The organism is Brevundimonas sp. FV1ye28, assembly GCF_058681135.1.
The window spans coordinates 561,543-581,540 of the sequence record NZ_CM178731.1 but is presented as its reverse complement, the minus strand read 5'-3'; the positions used below and the strand labels follow the sequence as shown (position 1 = coordinate 581,540).

The 19,998-nt window shown below is 67.3% G+C and carries 18 protein-coding genes; 10 read left to right on the top strand and 8 right to left on the bottom strand.

Features of this window, described 5'->3' with window-relative positions; all coding sequences use genetic code 11:
• The first annotated feature begins 10 nt into the window (after positions 1 to 10).
• Complete coding sequence (locus ACW171_RS02895) at positions 11 to 862, top strand: pentapeptide repeat-containing protein (RefSeq protein ID WP_492095598.1); 852 nt, start codon at positions 11 to 13, stop codon at positions 860 to 862.
• 87 nt (positions 863 to 949) lie between these two features.
• Here the strand turns inward: ACW171_RS02895 and aspS are convergent, their stop codons facing one another.
• Complete coding sequence (gene aspS, locus ACW171_RS02890) at positions 950 to 2,788, bottom strand: aspartate--tRNA ligase (protein WP_492096577.1); 1,839 nt, start codon at positions 2,786 to 2,788, stop codon at positions 950 to 952.
• 388 nt (positions 2,789 to 3,176) lie between these two features.
• On the opposite strand from aspS, the gene ACW171_RS02885 reads away from it, so the two are divergent.
• The 3 genes from ACW171_RS02885 to ACW171_RS02875 all read left to right on the top strand — a co-directional run bounded on the left by ACW171_RS02885 (position 3,177) and on the right by ACW171_RS02875 (position 7,929).
• Positions 3,177 to 3,857: a P-loop NTPase family protein gene (locus tag ACW171_RS02885; protein WP_492095597.1), complete on the top strand. Its 681-nt coding sequence runs from the start codon at positions 3,177 to 3,179 to the stop codon at positions 3,855 to 3,857.
• A 371-nt stretch (positions 3,858 to 4,228) separates the two neighbouring features.
• Entirely contained in the window at positions 4,229 to 6,445 is a 2,217-nt protein-coding gene (locus ACW171_RS02880) for an RNA degradosome polyphosphate kinase (protein WP_492095596.1), read from the top strand.
• A gap of 62 nt (positions 6,446 to 6,507) precedes the next feature.
• Positions 6,508 to 7,929, top strand: coding sequence for a Ppx/GppA phosphatase family protein (locus ACW171_RS02875; RefSeq protein WP_492096576.1), 1,422 nt, complete (start codon positions 6,508 to 6,510; stop codon positions 7,927 to 7,929).
• Between the two features lie 3 nt (positions 7,930 to 7,932).
• Here ACW171_RS02875 and rnd read toward each other — a convergent pair whose 3' ends face one another.
• A complete protein-coding gene (rnd, locus tag ACW171_RS02870) occupies positions 7,933 to 9,081 on the bottom strand; it encodes a ribonuclease D (RefSeq protein ID WP_492095595.1) in 1,149 nt (382 codons plus the stop codon).
• A gap of 79 nt (positions 9,082 to 9,160) precedes the next feature.
• Between rnd and purM the strand changes: the two genes are divergently transcribed.
• The 3 genes from purM to purN all read left to right on the top strand — a co-directional run bounded on the left by purM (position 9,161) and on the right by purN (position 12,352).
• Positions 9,161 to 10,192, top strand: coding sequence for a phosphoribosylformylglycinamidine cyclo-ligase (gene purM, locus ACW171_RS02865; protein WP_492095594.1), 1,032 nt, complete (start codon positions 9,161 to 9,163; stop codon positions 10,190 to 10,192).
• A 199-nt stretch (positions 10,193 to 10,391) separates the two neighbouring features.
• Entirely contained in the window at positions 10,392 to 11,765 is a 1,374-nt protein-coding gene (locus ACW171_RS02860; RefSeq protein WP_492095593.1) for a M28 family metallopeptidase, read from the top strand.
• Positions 11,762 to 12,352, top strand: coding sequence for a phosphoribosylglycinamide formyltransferase (purN, locus tag ACW171_RS02855; RefSeq protein ID WP_492095592.1), 591 nt, complete (start codon positions 11,762 to 11,764; stop codon positions 12,350 to 12,352). Before ACW171_RS02860 ends, purN begins: the two co-directional genes overlap by 4 nt.
• 103 nt (positions 12,353 to 12,455) lie before the next feature.
• Here purN and ACW171_RS02850 read toward each other — a convergent pair whose 3' ends face one another.
• Both ACW171_RS02850 and ndk read right to left on the bottom strand, forming a co-directional pair.
• Positions 12,456 to 12,659 (bottom strand): YMGG-like glycine zipper-containing protein, encoded by a 204-nt coding sequence (locus ACW171_RS02850; RefSeq protein WP_492095591.1) that lies wholly within the window; start codon positions 12,657 to 12,659, stop codon positions 12,456 to 12,458.
• Positions 12,660 to 12,782: 123 nt separating this feature from the next.
• Positions 12,783 to 13,202, bottom strand: coding sequence for a nucleoside-diphosphate kinase (gene ndk, locus ACW171_RS02845; protein WP_492095590.1), 420 nt, complete (start codon positions 13,200 to 13,202; stop codon positions 12,783 to 12,785).
• Positions 13,203 to 13,351: 149 nt separating this feature from the next.
• On the opposite strand from ndk, the gene ACW171_RS02840 reads away from it, so the two are divergent.
• Both ACW171_RS02840 and ACW171_RS02835 read left to right on the top strand, forming a co-directional pair.
• Entirely contained in the window at positions 13,352 to 15,256 is a 1,905-nt protein-coding gene (locus ACW171_RS02840; RefSeq protein WP_492095589.1) for an ABC-F family ATP-binding cassette domain-containing protein, read from the top strand.
• Positions 15,253 to 15,495, top strand: coding sequence for a DUF2164 domain-containing protein (locus ACW171_RS02835; RefSeq protein ID WP_492095588.1), 243 nt, complete (start codon positions 15,253 to 15,255; stop codon positions 15,493 to 15,495). Before ACW171_RS02840 ends, ACW171_RS02835 begins: the two co-directional genes overlap by 4 nt.
• Before the next feature lie 140 nt (positions 15,496 to 15,635).
• Here the strand turns inward: ACW171_RS02835 and pyrC are convergent, their stop codons facing one another.
• From pyrC to ruvX, 4 genes are all read right to left on the bottom strand, one after another.
• Positions 15,636 to 16,913, bottom strand: a complete 1,278-nt coding sequence (gene pyrC, locus ACW171_RS02830) for a dihydroorotase (RefSeq protein WP_492095587.1) — start codon at positions 16,911 to 16,913, stop codon at positions 15,636 to 15,638.
• Entirely contained in the window at positions 16,910 to 17,902 is a 993-nt protein-coding gene (locus ACW171_RS02825; protein ID WP_492095586.1) for an aspartate carbamoyltransferase catalytic subunit, read from the bottom strand. The genes pyrC and ACW171_RS02825 overlap by 4 nt, the downstream gene beginning before the upstream one ends.
• A gap of 79 nt (positions 17,903 to 17,981) precedes the next feature.
• On the bottom strand, positions 17,982 to 18,905 hold the full coding sequence (locus ACW171_RS02820; protein ID WP_492095585.1) for an AEC family transporter: 924 nt from the start codon (positions 18,903 to 18,905) through the stop codon (positions 17,982 to 17,984).
• A complete protein-coding gene (gene ruvX, locus ACW171_RS02815) occupies positions 18,902 to 19,381 on the bottom strand; it encodes a Holliday junction resolvase RuvX (protein WP_492095584.1) in 480 nt (159 codons plus the stop codon). The genes ACW171_RS02820 and ruvX overlap by 4 nt, the downstream gene beginning before the upstream one ends.
• Before the next feature lie 71 nt (positions 19,382 to 19,452).
• Between ruvX and ACW171_RS02810 the strand changes: the two genes are divergently transcribed.
• Positions 19,453 to 19,989 (top strand): hypothetical protein, encoded by a 537-nt coding sequence (locus ACW171_RS02810; protein WP_492095583.1) that lies wholly within the window; start codon positions 19,453 to 19,455, stop codon positions 19,987 to 19,989.
• The last annotated feature ends 9 nt before the right edge of the window (positions 19,990 to 19,998 follow it).

Sequence of the window (19,998 nt, the reverse complement as noted above, 5' to 3'; positions counted from 1 at the left end):
GATCGCGCTCATGGCCGGCCTCTCGGCGCTGGCCGCGCCCGCCGTGGCCGAGGTCAGCCTGTCGTTTCAGGACCGCGACGTGACGCGGATGATTTCGCTGGGTGGATCCTGCAACCGCTGCGAACTGTCCGGCCGCAACCTGGCCGGTGCAACGTTCACGGGGGCCAGCTTCACGAGCGCGACCCTGGTCGGGGCAGACCTGCGTGGGGCCGAGCTGGTCGGCTCCAACTTCTCGTCCAGCGATTTCACCCGCGCCAACATGACCGGCGCCGAGATCCAGGGTTCGAACTTCAGCTCGGCCGTCTTCCGCGATGTGAACCTGAGCGGCGCTGAGGCCCAGGGCGCGAACTTCAGCCGAGCCGACCTGAGCCGCGCCAATCTGTCCAGCGCCGAGCTGATGGGCGCCAACCTGAACGCCGCTGCGCTCTCCGGAGCCAACCTGGCGAACGCCGAGCTGTTCGGCACGACCCTGGCCAATGTCAGTGCTCGCGGCGCCTCTTTCGCCAATGCCGAACTGAACGCCGCGAACATGGTCAGCGGCGATTTCGGCGGCGCTGATTTTTCGAACGCCGAACTCGACGGCGCCCGTCTGGCGCGGGCTAGCTTCGGCGGGGCCCGGTTCAACAACGCTTCGATGCGGCGCGCCGACATCCGGGGCGCGGACCTGTCGGGAGCACGCGGCCTGACCCAGTCCCAAGTCTCCGAGGCCTGCGGCGATTCCACAACGAGCCTGCCGCGTGGCCTGAGCGTGCGAGCCTGCGGCTCACGCATGACCCTGATACAGGCGCCACGCCCGCCCGCCGCTCCGGCCGCGCCTGCAGCGCCGGCGTCGCCACGCCGGAATTTCGCCAGCGCCGACTGAGGCTGAACGGCCGGCTCGCCGCCGACCGCCTTCCCAATTGTCAAAGACCAGGCTCCGCCCCTCGCGGGGCGAGACCGGCCGTCCCTGCTACTTGAGCGGCAGGGCCGTGCGGATGTGGACGTCCTTGAGCTGACGCTCCTGCGCCTCGGTCGGGGCGTTCATCAGAAGGTCTTCGCCCTGCTGGTTCAGGGGGAAGGCGATGACCTCGCGGATGGCGGTCTCGCCGGCCAGCAGCATGACGATGCGATCGATGCCGGGGGCCAGACCGCCGTGCGGGGGCGCGCCGTAGCGGAAGGCGTTCAGCATGCCGCCGAACTGGTCCTCTACCACCGAGGCGTCATAGCCGGCGATGCCGAAGGCCTTCAGCATGATCTCGGCCTTGTGGTTCCGGATCGCGCCCGAGCACAGCTCATAGCCGTTGCAGCAGATGTCGTACTGATAGGCGCGGATGGTGAGCGGGTCCTGCGTCTCCAGGGCCTCCAGACCGCCTTGCGGCATCGAGAATGGGTTGTGCGAGAAGTCGACCTTCTTCTCTTCTTCCGACCATTCGAACATCGGGAAGTCGACGATCCAGCAGAACTTGAACTGGTTCTCGTCGATCAGCTTCAGCTCCGTGCCGACGCGTGTGCGGGCCAGACCGGCGAACTTGTAGAAGGCGGACGGCAGGCCGGCCGTGAAGAAGGCGGCGTCGCCCTTGCCGAGACCCAGCGAGGACATCAGGGCCTCGGTCGGCTCCTGACCCAGGTTCTTGGCGATCGGGCCGCCCCAGGCGTTCTGGTCGTCCGACCAGAAGATGTAGCCGAGGCCGGGCTGGCCTTCGCCCTGCGCCCAGGAGTTCATGCGGTCGCAGAAGGCGCGCGATCCGCCGGTCGGGGCCGGGATGGCCCAGACGGCGTTCTTCTCATCGGCACCCAGGATCTTGGCGAACAGGCCGAAGCCGCCGTCGCGGAAGTGGTCGGAGACGACCTGCATCTTGATCGGGTTGCGGGTGTCGGGCTTGTCGGTGCCGTACCAGGCGATCGACTGGGCGTAGGTCAGGCGCTCGAAGCCGGCGTGCTCGAAGGTCTCGCCGAAGTCGTTGGTGAAGGTATGCGCGCCGTCGATCGGCGAGACCGGCAGGCCGTTCGAGAATTCCTCGAACACGCCGTGCATCACCGGCTCGATGGCGGCGAAGACGTCTTCCTGGGTGACGAAGCTCATCTCGACGTCGAGCTGGTAGAATTCCAGCGAACGGTCGGCGCGCAGGTCCTCATCGCGGAAGCAGGGCGCGATCTGGAAATAGCGGTCGAAGCCCGAGACCATCAGCAGCTGCTTGAACTGCTGCGGAGCCTGCGGCAGGGCGTAGAACTTGCCCGGGTGCATCCGCGACGGCACCAGAAAGTCGCGCGCGCCTTCCGGCGACGATGCGGTCAGGATCGGGGTCTGGTACTCGAGGAAGCCCTGACCGACCATGCGCTGGCGGATCGAGGAGATCACCTTGGAGCGCAGGACGATGTTCTTGTGCAGACGCTCGCGACGCAGGTCGAGGAAGCGGTTCTGAAGGCGGATTTCCTCGGGGTACTCCTGATCGCCGAAGACCGGCATGGGCAGTTCGGCGGCTTCGGACAGGACTTCGAGGCCGGCGACGCGGACCTCCACCTCGCCGGTAGGCAGCAGCGCGTTCACGGTCGAGGCGTCACGCATGACGGCCTCACCGTCGATCTTGATGACGCTTTCGGCGCGCAGGCGCTCGACGATCTCGAAGCCCGGCGTCGAGGGGTGCAGGACCAGCTGGGTGATGCCGTAGTGGTCGCGCAGATCGACGAACAGCAGGCCGCCGAGGTCGCGCTTGCGGTGGACCCAGCCGGACAGACGCACATTGGAGCCCGCGTCCGAAGACCGGAGGGCGCCGCAGGTGTGGGAGCGATAGGCGTGCATGAGGAAAATCGTCTAAATCGGCCGTGAAACGGCGGGAATTGGAAGCGGCGTAAGGCGCATCCGCGCCCCCGAAAGTCAAGGTCGGCGCAGGTTGCGGCCCCTGCGTCCGGACTGCAAAACACCGTCCAAAGCGTCCGAAGCGTCCGAAGCGTTCGGATCCAGGCCGTCTGCGTCGACCACCCCGATCCGCTTCGGCAGTCTAGACCGGTCCGGCATCATGCCACGCTCAACGATCTCGAACCCCGGCCTACGGGCCGAGATGGCCGTTCGAGCGCCATGATAATTATTCTGTTCGACGTCAGAAGCGGTCGCAGCGGTCCACAGGGCCGGATCGTCTGTCCACGTCGCGACGCCGAACCGTATCAGGACAATCGGGCCGATCTGTTATGGTGAACCCATGTCGGCCCGCCGTCCCCTTCGCGAACAGCTCAGACTGCCCCTGACACGGGAGGTCCCCGCAGGCGCGGCCGATTTCGTGCGCTCGGCATCGAACGCCTATGCGGTGGACGCGCTCGCAGTGTGGCCGGACAGCGCGGGCCAGGTGATGGCGATCTGCGGCCCGGCGGGATGCGGCAAGAGCCATCTGGCCGCCATATGGGCCGAACGGGTCGGGGCGATCCCGCTGAACGGCGCCGAAGCCGCCCTGGCCGATCCGCTGGAGCTGGAAGGCCGGCCAGTTCTGCTGGACATCGCCCAGGACGCCGACGACGAGACCCTGTTCCACCTGATCAACCTGGCCCAGCAGGACGGCGGGGCCCTGTTGATGGCGTCGCGCCCGTCGCCTCGGCGCTGGCAGGTGGCCGTGCCTGACCTGCGATCGCGGCTCGACGCCGTGCGGGTCGTGGCCATGGAGGCACCGGACGACACGGTCCTGTCCGCCATCCTGACCGCTCGGTTCGCGGAGCGCAGCATTACGCCGGGTGACGGGGTGATCGACTATCTGGTGAAGCGAATGGATCGCTCGGCCGAGGCTGTTCTAGAAGTCGTGGACAGGCTGGACGCCGAACACCGGCCGGTCACGCGGACCCTGGCGCGGCAGGTGCTGGAGCTGTCGTCATCCCCTTCCGATGACAACTGAGAGGTCCTTGTCATCCCGGCCGTAGCGAAGCGGAGAGCCGGGACGGAAAGACAGGCCCCTTCAACCTCCCGGAAGACGCGAAGCGGCTGTCCGGGAGACTGGCCAGGCCCCACGCTGTTTTCGGATAATCGCCAGCGCGATTTCCGGAAGGTTAGATTTTCAAGCTTCCACGTCCCGGCTCTCCGCTTCGCTACGGCCGGGATGACAAGCGACGCAACTCTCCGCTTCGCTTCGGCCGGGAGGACAAGGGATCCGGCTTTCCGCTTCGCTTCGGGCGGGAGGACAAGGGATCTCGACTGCGTTTCGTCTAGTGATGATCGAAGGTGGGAAAGGAGGTTGCAGCCGTAACAATCGCGCCTCACAACCGGGCCATGTCCGACGCCGCGATCTCCGACGCCACCACCGGAGAGGAAGTTCCCTCCTCTCGCGCCCCGCAGTTGCATCTGGACGAGGACCTGATGGCCTCGCCGACGCGGTTCTTCAATCGCGAGATCAGCTGGCTGGCCTTCAACGCCCGCGTTCTGGAAGAGGCGGCCAATCCGACCCACCCGCTGCTGGAGCGGCTGCGGTTCCTGTCCATCTCGGCGAATAACCTGGATGAGTTCTTCATGACCCGCGTGGCGGGGCTGAAGGGCCAGGTTCGCGAGCGGGTGCGCGTGCTGTCGGCCGATGGCCTGACCGCCGCCGAACAGCTGGAAAAGGTCAATATCGCCGCCAGCGAGCTGATGACCGAACAACAGGAGCGCTGGCGTCAACTGCGTCGCGAGATGGTCGGCGCCGGGATCGAGGTCGTCCATTCGTCCAAGATCACCAAGACCGACAAGGAGCGGCTCGAACCCGAGTTCCTGAACCAGTTGTTCGCCGTCCTGACGCCACTGGCCATCGATCCGGCCCACCCCTTCCCCTTCCTGCCCAACCTGGGCTTCTCGCTGGCGCTCAAGCTGCGACGCGAACGCGACAACAAGACCCTCTATGCTCTGGTGCCCGTACCGACTCAGGTGCGCCGCTTCTGGGAACTGACCGGCGACGGGCGATCGGTGAAGGGGCGCCGCCGCTATATCTCGCTCGAGAACGTCCTGCTGCTGTTCATCGAGCATCTGTTCCCCGGCCACGAGGTCCTGGAGAAGGGCGTGCTGCGCCTGATCCGCGATTCGGACATCGAGATCGAGGAAGAGGCCGAAGACCTCGTGCTGGAGTTCGAGGAGGCCCTGAAGCAACGCCGGCTGGGCTCGGTCGTGCGGGTCAAGATCGAGGCCTCCATGCCTGATGACCTGCGCGACTTCATCGTCGGCGAACTGGAGGCCGCGCCGCAGGACGTGGTCATGGTCGACGGGATGCTGGGCCTGGCCCAGCTGGGCGAGCTGATCTCATCGGGCCATCCCGACCTGAAATTCCCCGGCTATGAGCCCCGCTATCCCGAGCGTGTTCGCGACCAGAACGGCGACGTCTTCGCCTCGGTGCGCGAGAAGGACATTCTGATCCACCATCCCTTCGAGAGCTTCGACGTGGTGGTGCAGTTCCTGCGTCAGGCGGCGCGCGATCCCAACGTCATCGCGATCAAACAGACCCTGTACCGGACGTCGAAGGACAGCCCGATCGTCGCGGCCCTGATCGAGGCGGCCGAGAACGGCAAGAACGTCGTGGCCCTGATCGAGTTGAAGGCCCGGTTCGACGAGGAGGCCAATCTGCGTTGGGCCCGGGCGATGGAACGCGCAGGTGTCCACGTCGTCTTCGGCTTCGTCGAGTACAAGACCCACGCCAAGGTCAGCGTCGTCGTGCGGCGCGAGGGCGACGGCCTGAAGACCTACTGTCACTTCGGAACCGGCAACTATCACCCGATCACGGCCAAGGTTTACACCGACCTGAGCCTCTTCAGCTCGAACCCGGTGCTGGCCCGCGATGCGTCGCGCGTGTTCAACTACATCACCGGCTATGCCCAGCCCCAGGACCTCGAGGCGCTGGTGGTCTCGCCGCTCAACATGAAGTCGACCCTGATCGAACTGATCGGCAAGGAGATGTCGGCGGCGGCCCAGGGCAAGCCGGCGGCGATCTGGGTCAAGCTCAACGCGCTGGTCGATCCCGAGATCATCGACGCCCTGTACCGCGCCTCGCAGTGGGGCGTGCGGATCGAGCTAGTCGTGCGCGGGATCTGCTGCCTGCGGCCGGGCGTGCCGGGGCTGTCGGAGAACATCCGGGTCAAGTCGATCGTCGGACGGTTCCTGGAGCACAGCCGGATCATCTGTTTCGCCAACGGCAAGGAACTGCCGCACGACAAGGCGAAGGTCTATATCTCGTCCGCCGACTGGATGACGCGCAACCTGAACCGGCGGGTGGAGATCATGACGCCGATCACCAATGTCACGGTGCACGACCAGGTGCTGGACCAGATCATGGTCGCCAACCTGAAGGACGACGCCCAGAGCTGGATCCTGGGCGCCGACGGCGGCTATACGCGCGTCGTGCACACCGGGCCGGGCGAACCCTTCTCGGCTCACCAGTATTTCATGACCAACCCCAGCCTGTCGGGCCGGGGCCGCAAGGTGAAGAACCGTCCCGGACGGCTGCGCTACGATCGGCCCGGCAAGTGAATGAACTGTACGCCACCCCGCGCGAAGCGGCGGTGATCGACATCGGTTCGAACTCGGTGCGGATGGTGTTGTACCGGCTGGAAGGCCGCGCCATCTGGACCGTCTTCAACGAGAAGGTCCTGGCGGGCCTGGGGCGCGACATGCCGGAGACCGGCCGCCTCTCGCCCGCCGGGGTCGAGATGGCCATGAGCGCCCTGCGCCGGTTCGCGGCCGTGCTGGAAGGCGTGCGCCCGGCCTATACCTTCGTCGCCGCCACGGCCGCTGTGCGCGAGGCCGAGGACGGCCCCGCCTTCTGCGACCGCGTCGCCGCTACGACAGGCCTGAGGGTCCGCGTTCTGACCGGCGAGGAAGAGGCGAAGTACGCCGCCTTGGGGGTGCTGGCCGGAGAGCCGCGCTCGACGGGTGTCGCCGCCGACATGGGCGGGTCCAGCCTAGAGCTGATCAAGATCGGCGAGGGGGCCGCCGCGCCCGGCATCACCCTGCCGCTCGGCCCTTTCAGCCTGGCGGATCCCAAGGGATTCGACGCCGGACGGCTGCGGGCCACGATCGCCCAGCGGCTGAAGCCTATCGCCAAGGGGTTCGCCACCAAGGACCTGCATGCCGTCGGCGGGGGCTGGCGGTCGCTGGCCCAGCTGCACATGGCCATGAGCGACTATCCGCTGCACATCGTCCACCAGTACGCCATGAGCGCCGACGACGCGCGCGGCGTGGCGCGGCTGGTGGCGCAGCAGTCGCGGGCGTCGCTGGACCGGCTGCCGGGCGTATCGAAGCGCCGGGCCGAGACCCTGCCCTATGCCGCCCTGGTGTTGGAGGGGCTGATCGAGACCCTGGGCCTGAAGACCATCACCTTCTCCGCCTGGGGCCTTCGCGAAGGGTTGCTGTACGAGGCGCTGGATCAGGACGAGGCGACGGCCGATCCGCTGATCGCCGGGGCCGCCGCCCTGGGGGCGCGTCAGGGGATTTCTCCGGCCCTGCCGGCGGCGTTGAACGCCTGGCTCGGCGACGTGATCGCCGCCCTGCCCCGGGCCTTCAGCGCCGATCGCGATGCGGTTCTGGCCGCCGCCGCCTGTCGGCTGGCGGATCTGGGTGCCAGGCTGCATCCCGATCATCGACTTGAGCTGGTGTTCGATCAGGTTCTTCGGGCACCGATTCCGGGCCAGACCCACCCCGAGCGCGTGTGGCTGGCCTGCGCCCTCAATGCCCGCTATGGCGGCAATGCCGCGACCCCCGCGCCCGAGGTGGCGGAGCGACTGCTCAGCCCCGACGCCCGCGTCAGTGCGCGCGCCCTTGGACTGGCGATGAGGCTGGGTTGCGATCTGTCCGGCCGTTCCCCTCAGCTTCTGGCCAACGCCAAGATCACCGTGAAGGGCGGCACGCTGAAACTGACGGCGTCCGAGGGCTATGCCGACGTCCTGCTGGGCGAGCAGACGCGTCGACGCGCCAAGGGTCTGGCCGAGGCCATGGGGCTGAAGCTCGAGATCTGACGCCTATTCGATCTCGACGACTTCCACGCGCGCGCCGTTCAGCACCAGGGCGATCTCGCCGCGCTTGAGCTTCAGGGCGTCCTCGCCGAACAGCTGACGGCGCCAGCCGGTCAGGGCGTCGACCTTGGCGTTGTCGTCGATGGCGATCTTCTCCAGGTCGGCGACGTTGGCGATCAGCTTGGAGGCCACGCCGGCGTTGTCGCTCTTGGCCTTCAGCAGAACCTTCAGCAGTTCCACGACCGAAGGCGGGGCGGGCTGGTTGTGGGCCGGACGGTCCAGCTTGGGCGCGTGAGCCTCAGGGTCGGCCATGACCCGCTTGAGTTCTTCGGTCAGTTCAAGCCCCAGACGCGAGCCGCCGAAGCCCTTGGGTACCGAACGCAGACGGTTGAAGGCCTCCACGTCGGTCGGGACCTGGGTCGCGATCTCGTCGATCGCCTCGTCCTTCAGGACGCGGCCGCGCGGCTGGTCGCGGTCCTGCGCCGCCCGCTCGCGCCAGACCGCCGTCGCCTTGAAGGCGGCCAGGTATTTGGCGTTGTACTTTTTGGGCTTCAGCCGTTTCCAGGCCTTGTCCGGATCGGTGTCGTAGAGATCCGGATCGACCAGATCCTCCATCTCCGACGTCACCCAGTCCAGACGACCTTCCTTGGCCAACCGGTCGCGCAGCTTGGGGTACAGGGCGGCCAGATGGGTCACGTCGCCGATGGCGTAGTGCAGCTGGGCGTCCGACAGGGGGCGGCGCGACCAGTCGGTGAAGCGGCTGCCCTTGTCCAGGTCGATGCGCAGCATCTGGCGCACCAGCGAATCATAGGCGACCTGATCACCGAACCCGGCGGCCATGGCGGCGACCTGGGTGTCGAACATCGGCTTGGGCATGGCGCCCAGCTTGACGAAGATTTCGGTGTCCTGACGCGCGGCGTGGAAGACCTTCACGATCCTCGGGTCGCGCAGGATGTCCAGGAAGGGCGTCAGATCCAGCCCTTCGGCCTGCGGATCGATGATCGCCTCGTGCTCGGGCGTGGCGGCCTGGATCAGGCACAGTTTGGGCCAATAGGTCGTCTCGCGCATGAACTCGGTGTCCACAGCGATAAACTCGGCTTGGGCGACGGCCGCGCAGAACTGAACCAGCGCGTCATTGGTGGTGATCGGCGTCATTCGGATGCTATAGCCCCCCGCAACGCGGTCGTGGCAAGAGGCACGGCCTTTTTTCCGCACCGATTCAGGCCTGCTAGCGATGAGCGACCCCAAAAACACGTTGCCGAACGGCCTGACCTACGCCGATGCAGGCGTGGACATCGATGCCGGCGACATGCTGATCGAGCATATCAAGCCGCTGGCCAAGTCCACCGCGCGCCCCGGATCGGAGCCGTCGCTGGGGGGATTCGGGGCCCTGTTCGACCTGAAGGCGGCCGGATTCGTCGATCCCCTGATCGTCTCGACCACGGACGGCGTCGGCACCAAGCTGAAGATCGCCATCGAAACCGGCCGCCATGACGGGGTAGGCATCGATCTGGTGGCCATGTGCGTCAACGACCTGCTGGCGCAGGGCGCCGAGCCCCTGCTGTTCCTCGACTACTATGCGACCGGCAAGCTGGAGATCGACGCGGCCCGCCGCGTGGTGTCGGGCATCGCCGAGGGTTGCCGCATGGCCGGGGCCGCTCTGGTCGGCGGCGAGACGGCGGAAATGCCGGGCATGTATTCGGGCGGCGACTATGATCTGGCCGGCTTCTCGCTGGGCGCCGTCGAGCGGGGCCACGCCCTGCCTCGCCTGGACCTGCAGAACACCGGCGACCTGATCATCGGCCTGGCCTCGTCCGGTCCGCACTCGAACGGCTATTCGCTGATTCGCAAGGTGGTCGAGCGGTCGGGCCTGTCGTGGGGCGACGATGCGCCCTTCGCCAAGGACCGCACCCTAGCCCAGGCCCTGATGGAGCCGACCCGGATCTACATCAAGTCGGTGCTGCCGCTGATGAAGGCGGGACTGATCAAGGGCGCGGCCCATATCACCGGCGGCGGCCTGATCGAGAACCCGCCCCGCTGCATCGCCGAGGGCCTGTCGGCCGAGTTCGATTGGGAGGCCTGGCCCGTTCCGCCGGTCTTCCAGTGGCTGGCCGAAACGGGCGGCATCTCCGAGCACGAGATGCGCCGGACGTTCAACTGTGGCGTGGGCTTCATCCTGATCGTGGCGCCGGAGAATGCCGAAGAGGTTCTGGCCGGCCTGCTGGAAGCCGGTGAGACGGCGTTCGTCTGCGGGCAGCTCGTTTAGCCTCCCTCTCCCGGCGGGAGAGGGCTTTAGGCCCGCAGATCGTAGCGATGCGTCTTGGCCGAAAGGGTGAGGGCCGTGCCTCACCGCTTAGGGCCAACCCTCACCCTTTCGCAGTTCCAATCGCTTCTCTCCTGGACGCTCAAGCCCTCTCCCACAGGGAGAGGGAAGCCGTTAGTGTCCGCGCAAACTGGAGTCGCCCATGCGCCTGATCGCCCTCGCCGCCCTGTTGGCCCTGCCCGCCGTCGCCCACGCCCAGACGCCTGCCGCCGTCGAACAGCCCCTGCTCCACACGGTCGTCTCCGCCGTCGAGGCAGACAGGATGCATGCGGACATCACCGCCCTGGTCGGGTTCGGCACGCGCCACACCCTGTCCCAGACCGATTCGGACACGCGCGGCATCGGCGCCGCCCGCCGCTGGGCCGAGAGCCATTTCCGCACCATCTCGACCGAGTGCGGCGGCTGTCTCGAGATCGCCCTGCCCGCCGACACGGTCACCGGCCCACGCGTCCCCACGCCGACCGAGGTCGTCAACGTCCTCGCCATCCAGCGTGGCACCGGCGATCCGAACCGGGTCATCGTCATCTCGGGCCACATCGACAGCCGCGTCACCGACGTGATGAACTTCACCGCCGACGCGCCGGGCGCCAATGACGACGCCTCGGGCGTGGCCGCCGTGCTGGAGGCCGCGCGCGTCCTGTCGAAACACCAGTTCGACGCCACCCTGGTCTATGCCGTCCTGTCGGGCGAAGAGCAGGGCCTGCTGGGCGGCAAGATCCTGGCAGACTACGCCAAGGCGCAAGGGTGGGTCGTCGAGGCCAACCTGAACAACGACATCGTCGGCAACTCCGAAGGCCAGTCGGGCATCCGCGACACCAGCCGCGTCCGCGTCTTCTCCGAGGGCACCAAGACGGTCGAGACCCCGTCGCAGGCCGAACGTCGTCGCTACAACGGGGGCGAGGTCGACTCGTCTTCGCGCAACCTGGCCCGCTACGTCGACGGCATCGCGGATCGGTATCTGGTGAACTTCGACGTCGACATGATCTATCGCACCGACCGCTTCGGCCGGGGCGGCGACCAGGTCGAGATGCTGCGCGCGGGCTTCCCCGCCGTCCGCATCTCCGAAGGCGCCGAGAACTACGACCGCCAGCATCAGGACCTGCGCAACGAGAACGGCGTCGAATACGGCGATACGATCGAGGGCGTGGACTTCGACTATCTAGCCCAGGTCGCGCGCCTGAACATCGCGACCATGGCGGCCCTGGCCAACGCGCCCATGGTCCCGGCCGGCGTGACCATCGAAGGCGCAGTCAAGCCGGACACGACCCTGCGCTGGTCCGCCGTGCCCGGCGCAGCCGGATATCGCGTCTGGTGGCGCTCGACCACGGCGCCGCAGTGGACCTTCAACCGCAATGCCGGGACCGCGACGTCGCTGGTGCTGACGGGCGTGCCGATCGACGACTATTTCTTCGGCGTCTCGGCGATTTCCGACGATGGCTATGAGAGCCCGGTCGTCTATCCCGGCCCGGCCGGTGCCTTCGTCTCGGTCGGCGACCCGGCGCCCGCCGCACGATGAGCGAGGCGACGGGCCGCGTGCGCGTGGCCGTGATGATCTCGGGGGCCGGATCGAACATGGCCGCCCTGATCGACGCCGGTCAGGCGGCCGATGCGCCCTATGAGGTCGTACTGGTCCTGTCCAACGATCCAGAAGCCGGGGGACTGGCCGTCGCGCGCGCCAAGGGTGTGGCCACCGCAGCCGTCGATCACAGGCCTTTCGGCAAGGACCGCGCCGCCCATGAGGCCGCCCTTCAGGCCGAACTCGACGCGGCCCGGATCGAGGTCATCGCCTTGGCCGGCTACATGCGGTTGCTGACGCCCTTCCTGGTCCAGCGTTGGGCCGGGCGGATGGTGAATATCCATCCCAGCCTCCTGCCCAAATACCCCGGCCTCGAAACCCACGCCCGCGCACTGGCCGCGGGAGACGCCGAGGCGGGCTGCACCGTGCATCTGGTGACCGAGGGCGTGGATGAAGGCCCGATCCTGGATCAGGCGGCGGTCCCGATCATTCCGGAGGACACGCCGGAAACCCTGGCCCAGCGAGTGCTGAATGCCGAACATGGCCTGTATCCCCAGGCTCTCGCGGCCTTCTGCGCCCGTCTGTAGAAAGCGAACCTCGACCCTGAATGACAAAAGGCCCCGGATTGCTCCGAGGCCTTTTCTTCACATCAGCGGAAACGAGCGAAGCGGTCGCTCGCGTGCTGAGGCCTTAGCGAGGACGCGTGGTCGCGGCACCGGCCACGCCGCCGATCGCGGCGCCGGCCACGGTCGAGCCGGTGTTGCCGCCGATGACCTGACCGGCCACAGCACCGCCGATGGCGCCGGTTGCGGCGCGTTGTTCCATGGTCGTGCCGCAGGCGGCCAGCAGGGCCATCACGCCGACCAGCGGGGTCATCTTCAGGATCGTCTTCATAGGGAAATCTCCGATTACGCTGAGGGGAGTTGCGTGCAGAGAAAACGAAAACACCCGCGTCCAGTTCCGGACGCGGGTGTTTATAGTCACGCTATGCGAACCTAACTGGGCTCGCGAAAGGCGCTAGCCGACGATGTCGGCGTCCGTGAAGAACTGGGCGATCTCGATCTTGGCGTTCTCGTCGGAGTCCGAACCATGGACCGAGTTCTCGCCGATCGACAGGGCGAAGAGCTTGCGGATCGTGCCGTCGGCGGCGTCGTTCGGGTTCGTGGCACCCATGACTTCGCGGTATTTGGCGACGGCGCCTTCGGCTTCCAGAACCTGGACGACGACGGGCTCGGCGATCATCTGGCCGACCAGTTCGCCGTAGAAGGGACGCTCGGCGTGGACTTCGTAGAATTTCTTGGCCTGGGCCTCGGTCAGCTTGATGCGGCGTTGCGCGACGATGCGCAGGCCGGCGCCCTCGATCACGGCGTTGATCGCGCCGGTCAGGTTGCGGCGCGTGGCGTCGGGCTTGATGATCGAGAAGGTGCGGTCGGTCATGGAAAGTGACTTCTTGTTTGGGAGATTGAAGGTCGCGGGCTTATAGACGCGCCCTCCCCGGTTTCCAACATGATGTTGGCTCCTATCGCTCCCCTCGCGGCGGCTCGCTGCTTGAGGAGCGGATTTTCGCCTTTCGGACGTTCGTTTCCATGCTCCAGATCACCAACCTGACGTTCAACGCCTGGGGCCGCCAGTTTCTGGATGACGCCTCGGTCAGCCTGCCGCCGGGTTCCAAGGTCGGGCTGGTCGGTCGCAACGGCATCGGCAAGTCGACCCTGTTCAAGATCATCCTGGGCGAACTGGCCGGCAACGGCGATGAGGTCTCCCTGCCGAAGACGGCCCGCATCGGCTCGGTCGATCAGGAACACCCGGCCACCCCCGTCAGCGTGGTCGAGACCATCCTGGAGGCCGATACCGAACGCCATGAGCTTCTCGGCCGCCTCGAAACCGCCGAGCCGGAGGAGATGGGCGAGATCTGGTCGCGCCTGATCGAAATCGACGCCGACGGCGCTCCGGCCCGCGCCGCGGAAATCCTCGCCGGTCTCGGCTTCGACCACGAGAACCAGCAGCGGCCGATGTCGGAGTTCTCCGGCGGCTGGCGCATGCGCGTGGCCTTGGCCGCAGCCCTGTTCGCCCAGCCCGATATGCTGCTGCTCGACGAACCGACCAACTATCTCGACCTGGAAGGCGCGCTCTGGCTCGAGGCGCGGCTGAAGAAGTATCCGGCGACCGCCCTGATCATCTCCCACGACCGCGAGATGCTGAACGAGGTCTGCACCCACATTCTCCACCTCGCGAACCGCAAGCTGGAGATCTACACCGGCAACTACGACCAGTTCGAAAAGGCGCGTGCCGAAAAAGCCCGCCTGCAGCTGTCGGCCAAGGCCAAGCAGGACGCCGAACGCGCCCACCTCCAGTCCTTCGTCGACCGGTTCAAGGCCAAGGCCTCCAAGGCCGCCCAGGCTCAGTCGCGCATGAAGCGTCTGGAGAAGATGCAGCCGGTCGCCACCACGATCGAAGAGCGCGTCGCCCCCTTCACCCTGCCCTCGCCGCCGCGTCCGCTGGCGCCGCCGCTGATTCGGCTGGAGCGGGCCAATGTCGGTTATGAGCCCGGTCGGCCGATCCTGCGCAATCTGAACCTGCGCATGGACCTGGACGACCGCATCGGCCTGCTGGGCGTCAACGGGGCCGGCAAGTCCACCTTCGCCAAGATGATCGCGGGCGCCCTGAACGTCACCGAGGGCGAACTGCACCGCGACAGGAAGATGCGGGTGGGCTGGTTCCACCAGCATCAGATCGAGGCCATGGATCCGACCGACACGCCGCTGGAGATCATCCGCCGCGCCATGCCGGATGCGCCGGAAAGCGCGCGGCGCTCCAAGCTGGCCCAGTTCGGCCTGAACTACGAGAAACAGGAGACCACGGTCGACAGCCTGTCCGGCGGCGAGCGCGCGCGCCTGCTGCTGAACATGGTGGCCATGGAGGCCCCGCACGTCCTGATCCTCGACGAACCGACCAACCACCTGGACATCGACAGCCGCCGGGCCTTGCTGGATGCGCTCAATGACTACACGGGCGCCGTCATCCTGATCACCCACGACCGCTCGCTGATGGAGATGGTCGCCGACCGGCTGTGGCTGGCCGCCGACGGCACGGTGAAGCCGTTCGAAGGCGACATGGACGACTATGCGAAATTCGTTCTCGACCGCGCGAAACAGGCCGCCGTGAAGCCGACGCAGGTGAAGAAGGAAGAGGCGGCTGCCGCAGCCAGCCCTCAAGCAGTGAGCCCTCGCGGGGCGAACGATAGGGCTCAAAAGAAGTCCGGGCCCTCGCCGTCGACCCTGCGCCACGCGGTGAAGAAGGCCGAGGAACGCGTCGTCGCCCTGACCGCCGAGATCGCCCGCATCGACGACGACCTGGCCAACGCGGCCGTCTCGAATCCGAAGGCGCTGGAAGGCCTGACCCGTTCGCGGGCGAAGTCGCAATCCGACCTCGACGTCGCCGAAGCCGCCTGGATGACAGCCGAGGAAACCCTGGCCGAGATCACCGGATGAAACCGATCGTGTTCTCGAAGGAAGAGCAGCGGGACCTGATCCCGCGCATCAAGGCCTTCCTGCGCGATGAACTGGATACGGAGATCGGCGACCTTCAGGCGTCGATGCTGATGGACTTTTTCGCCGAGAAGCTGGGCCACGCGGTCTACAACCGCGCGATCTACGACGCTCAGGCGTTGATCGCGACGAAGGCCGAGGAGATGGCGGAGGCGCTGTATGCGCTGGAGCAGAAGCCGTAACGCCCGCTGCCCTCACCGTGCACCCCGGCGAAGGCCGGGGTCCAGATGGCTAACACGCTATCTGACGTTCAAAGACTGGCGCCCAATCCAAGCCGACTGAATCCGTGATCTGGACCCCGGCCTTCGCCGGGGTGCACGGGTTAGGTGGGGTAGACTACCCGTCCACCGACAACCGTCATTTCCACCCGGCCCTGAAGCCTGCGGCCGTCGAACGGCGAGTTCTTCGACTTGGACCGCAAGGTCGCCGCGTCGACGATCACCGGGGCGTCGGGGTCGAACAGGATCAAGTCGGCCGGCGCTCCGGCTTCCAGCACGCCCGCGTCCAGCCCCAGCAGGGTCGCCGGGCCGTGGGTCAGCGGCCGCAGCACGTCGAGGATATCCAGCCCCTCCTCGTGATGCAGGCTCAAAGCGGCCGGCAGCAGGGTCTCCAGACCCACGGCGCCCGGGGCGGCCTCGGCGAACGGACGGCGCTTGTCCTCGGCGGGAGCGGGCGTGTGGGCCGAGGTGATGGCCTCGATCAGGCCGTCGCGCACCGCCTCGATCAGCGCCCGGCGGTCGCTCTCGGGACGGAGCGGCGGGTCGAGCCGGTAGAAGGTCCGGTAGTCGCCGATGTCGATCTCGTTGAAGCACAGGTGATTGATGGAGACCGAGGCCGCGACCTCCAGCCCCCTGCCCCGCGCGCGCGCCAGCACCTCAAGAGCCGCCTCGGTGGACAGCTGGTCGATCAGGAAACGCGCGCCGGTCTGTTCGACCAGGGCGAGGTCCCGCTCCAGCTGGATGCGCTCGGCGATGGCGGGCGCGCCGCTGAGGCCGAGGCGTGTGGCCAGTTCGCCGGACGTCGCGACCGAGCCCTCGGTCAGCCAGGGATCGGCCGGGCGGCAGGCGATCAGGGCGTTGAAGGCCGTGGCGTAGCTCATCACCCGCGAGAGCACGCGGCTGTCGGCGATGACGTGGTCGCCGTCGGTGAAATAGAGAGCGCCGGCCTCGTGCATCAGACCGATCTCGGCCATCCGCTTGCCGTCGCGTGCCTTGGTCGCCGCGCCCGCCGCACGGACGTTGACCAGGTTCAGGGCCGCACCGCGCCTCTGGATGAAATCAACCATGGCCGGATCGTCCACAGCCGGATCTGTGTCGGGCTGGATGACCACGGTCGTCACGCCGCCGGCCGCCGCAGACAGGCTGGCGGACTTGAGCGTCTCCTTGGGCTCTGCGCCGGGCTCGCCCGTGCGGACGCGGATATCGATCAGGCCGGGCGACAGGCAGAGGCCGCGCGCATCGAGGATTTCCGTCGCCGAAACCGCGACCGAGCCCCGCTCGACCCGAGTGATGACGCCGTCCTCGATGACCACCGAGCCGGGGCCGTCATAGTCCGACGCCGGGTCCAGCAGCCGGGCGTTGATGATGGCCTGCGAGCTCATGCCGCGCCCTCCAGACGGGCCGAAAGCGAGGCTAGCACCGCCATTCGCGCGGCGACGCCCATCTCGACCTGATCCTGGATCAGGGAGACCGACAGGTCGTCGGCGACGTCGGAGTCGATCTCAACGCCCCGGTTCATCGGCCCCGGGTGCATGACCTTGGCGCCCGGATTGGCCCAGGCCAGCTTCTCGCGGTCCAGACCCCAGAAGCGGAAATACTCGCGCGTCGACGGCACCAGCGCCCCGTCCATCCGCTCCAGCTGGAGGCGCAGCATCATGACCACGTCGCAGCCGGCCAAGCCCTCGCGCATGTCGTGGAAGACCTCGCAGCCCCAGCGGTCGGCATCGCCAGGCACCAGGGTCGGCGGCCCGATCAGGCGGACGCGAGCGCCCATCATCGACAGCAGGGCCACATTAGAGCGCGCCACGCGGCTGTGGGCGATGTCTCCGCAGATGGCGACCGTCAGCCCGCCGACGTCCGCGAAGGCGCGACGCAGGCTGAGCAGGTCGAGCAGGGCCTGGGTCGGATGCTCGTGGCGGCCGTCGCCGGCGTTGACCACCGCACAGCCGACTTTCTGGGACAGCAGGGCCGCCGCACCCGAGGCGCCGTGGCGGACCACCAGGATGTCCGGCTTCATGGCGTTGAGGGTCACCGCCGTGTCGATCAGGGTCTCGCCCTTCTTCACCGAGGATGCGCCGACTGGCATGGTGACGACGTCGGCACCCAGCCGCTTGGCCGCGATCTCGAACGAAGAGCTGGTCCGGGTCGAGTTCTCGAAGAACAGGTTCATGACCGTGCGCCCACGCAGCAGGTCCAGCGCCTTCGTCGACTGTCGGTTCAGATCGACGCAGGCATCGGCCAGATCCAGCAGGCTCAGAACGAACGGCGGGTTCAGGTCGCCCGCGCCCAGGAAATGTGGTTTCGGAAACGGGACCAGACGGTCTGCGATCAGGTCGGCGTGCCCGAGGGCAGGATCGTCATGCTGGGTCATCAAAGCCCGGCTATAGGCAGGTGCGCCTCAGAGCTCAAGACGTATGGCCTCAAGACGCATGGCCTCAAGAGCCAGAGCCTCAAGTCAGATGATGAAGGAACAGCAGGACCGGCATCATCAGGGCGCTGCCTACGGTCGTCAGGGCGATGATCCCGGCCATCAGCGGCGCGTCCCCGCCCATCTGACGGGCCAGAAGATAGGCCGCCGCTGCCCCCGGCGCCGCCCCGCACAGCATGGCCACGCCCTGGGCGAGATGATCGCCCCCGAACAGGACGCACAGTCCCCACATCAGCGGCGGCATGACGATCAGCTTGACGAAGGACACCCCGGCGATTGTGACCCGGCTTCGCGCCACCTCGGCGAAGCTCAGGCCCGCGCCCGCGATAATCAGGCCCAGCGGCAAGGCGGCCGATCCGAGGAGTTCCAGCGTGTCGGAAATTCCCGGCAGCCGGGGCACCCGGGCGAAGTTGAGCGCCAGGCCGATCAGACAGGCCAGCAGAATCGGATTGGCCAGCATGGCCCTGAGCAGGGCCAGGGGCGTCACATCCTTCTGACCGGCGCCCCAGCGCGCCAGGACGGCGACGCAGGCGATATTGGTTACCGGTATGATGCAGGCGATCATGACCGCGGCCAGCGCCAGCCCCTCCGCGCCGAAGGCCGCCTGGACCACCGGCAGGAAGACGAAGCTGTTCCATCGGATCACGCCCTGGAACACGCTGGTGTAGGCCGGTCCCTCGATCGTCATCAGAGGCTTGGCGGCCAGGGTCGCCATCGCCACGATCAGGACTGCGACCACCGCCGCCCCGCCCGCCGCGCCCGCGCTGCCGCCCGACAGGTCGGCGCTCCAGACCGCCGGTATCAGGAAGCCGGGGTACAGCAGATTGATCGACAGCTTCTCGATCGGCCGCCAGGTCTCGTCCGGCAGGAAGTGCGACTTCCTCAGACCATAGCCGAGAGTGATCAGGAGGAAGACCGGGGCGACCCCGGCGATCAGGCCGATCATGCCCAGGTTTGCTGGTCGCGCACCCGGTCCAGCGCGCCTTGAAGGATCCAGGCCGCGGCGGTCCGATCCACCACGCCCGCCCGCCGCTTCCGCGACAGGTCCAGCTCGTCGATCAGGAACCGCTCGACCGCCGAGGTCGAAAGCCGCTCGTCCCAGAAGGCGACGTTAGTCGGTCGAATCCTGTCCAGATTGCGTGCGAACGCCCGGCACGACTGGGCGCGCGGCCCCTCGGTACCGTCCATGTTGACCGGCAGGCCGATGACCAGCCCGGATACCTTGCGGGCGTCCATCAGCTTGAACAGGGCCTGGGCCTCAAGCGTGAACTTGGATTTCCGGATCAGTTCCAGCGGGCTGGCGATCATGCGGGTGGTGTCCGACACCGCCACGCCGATCGTTCGTTCGCCGAGGTCCAGCCCCATCCAGGCCGTGTCCGGCGGACAGGCGGCAGGCAGGTCGATGAGTTCTAGGACGGGCACGGGAGGGCGGTAGGCGTTGTCATTCTCCCTGTCAAAGGCGACTGTCGCCTTCCATGGTTAGGGAGAAACCGATGTCCGCGCCTTCTTCGCTTCTCAGCCTCTGCGTCATCGCCGCCCTGTCGCTGTCCGCCTGTGACACCAAGCCGGCCGCAAAGACGTCGGCGACCGCGCAAGGCCCCGTCGCACCCGCCCAGACGAGCCCCTTCACGGCCACCGGTGCTCCGGAGCCGCTTGCGCTCGTGGAGTCGTCCCAGACCGACGACGGTCTGCAGTGGGCCGCCAGCGTGGTTCAACTGGACCAGATCCCCGAACATAACGCCAAGCTGTTCGGGGTCGCGGGCGGCGATCCGGCCATGAACGGCCTGCAGACCTATATCGCCTTCTACCAGAACCCCGCCGAGGGCTGGGCGGTCTACCGGATCGGCGACTTCCTCGACTACACCCTCCTGTCGAGCGCCGACGGGCGTGTCGATCTCGACCTCCACGAGAGCACCTACGACGAGGCCAGCGGCGAGATCGGCGATCGTCGCCGCAGGATCATCGTCCAGTGGACGCCGGGCCCGGACGATGGCGCTCCGAGCGCCGTCACCGTCACACCGGCGCAGTAGGCCGCCTGC

Bases quoted from the DNA above. Each gene is read 5' to 3' on its own strand.
- ACW171_RS02840 (WP_492095589.1), top strand. From the start codon at position 13,352: ATGCTCCAGATCACCAACCTGACGTTCAACGCCTGGGGCCGCCAGTTT.
- ACW171_RS02880 (WP_492095596.1), top strand. From the start codon at position 4,229: ATGTCCGACGCCGCGATCTCCGACGCCACCACCGGAGAGGAAGTTCCC.
- ndk (WP_492095590.1), bottom strand. From the start codon at position 13,202: ATGACCGACCGCACCTTCTCGATCATCAAGCCCGACGCCACGCGCCGC.
- rnd (WP_492095595.1), bottom strand. From the start codon at position 9,081: ATGACGCCGATCACCACCAATGACGCGCTGGTTCAGTTCTGCGCGGCC.
- ACW171_RS02875 (WP_492096576.1), top strand. From the start codon at position 6,508: ATGGTGTTGTACCGGCTGGAAGGCCGCGCCATCTGGACCGTCTTCAAC.
- purM (WP_492095594.1), top strand. From the start codon at position 9,161: ATGAGCGACCCCAAAAACACGTTGCCGAACGGCCTGACCTACGCCGAT.
- ACW171_RS02835 (WP_492095588.1), top strand. From the start codon at position 15,253: ATGAAACCGATCGTGTTCTCGAAGGAAGAGCAGCGGGACCTGATCCCG.
- purN (WP_492095592.1), top strand. From the start codon at position 11,762: ATGAGCGAGGCGACGGGCCGCGTGCGCGTGGCCGTGATGATCTCGGGG.
- ACW171_RS02820 (WP_492095585.1), bottom strand. From the start codon at position 18,905: ATGATCGGCCTGATCGCCGGGGTCGCCCCGGTCTTCCTCCTGATCACT.
- ACW171_RS02850 (WP_492095591.1), bottom strand. From the start codon at position 12,659: ATGAAGACGATCCTGAAGATGACCCCGCTGGTCGGCGTGATGGCCCTG.
- ACW171_RS02810 (WP_492095583.1), top strand. From the start codon at position 19,453: ATGTCCGCGCCTTCTTCGCTTCTCAGCCTCTGCGTCATCGCCGCCCTG.
- ACW171_RS02860 (WP_492095593.1), top strand. From the start codon at position 10,392: ATGCGCCTGATCGCCCTCGCCGCCCTGTTGGCCCTGCCCGCCGTCGCC.
- ACW171_RS02825 (WP_492095586.1), bottom strand. From the start codon at position 17,902: ATGACCCAGCATGACGATCCTGCCCTCGGGCACGCCGACCTGATCGCA.
- ACW171_RS02895 (WP_492095598.1), top strand. From the start codon at position 11: ATGGCCGGCCTCTCGGCGCTGGCCGCGCCCGCCGTGGCCGAGGTCAGC.
- pyrC (WP_492095587.1), bottom strand. From the start codon at position 16,913: ATGAGCTCGCAGGCCATCATCAACGCCCGGCTGCTGGACCCGGCGTCG.
- ACW171_RS02885 (WP_492095597.1), top strand. From the start codon at position 3,177: ATGTCGGCCCGCCGTCCCCTTCGCGAACAGCTCAGACTGCCCCTGACA.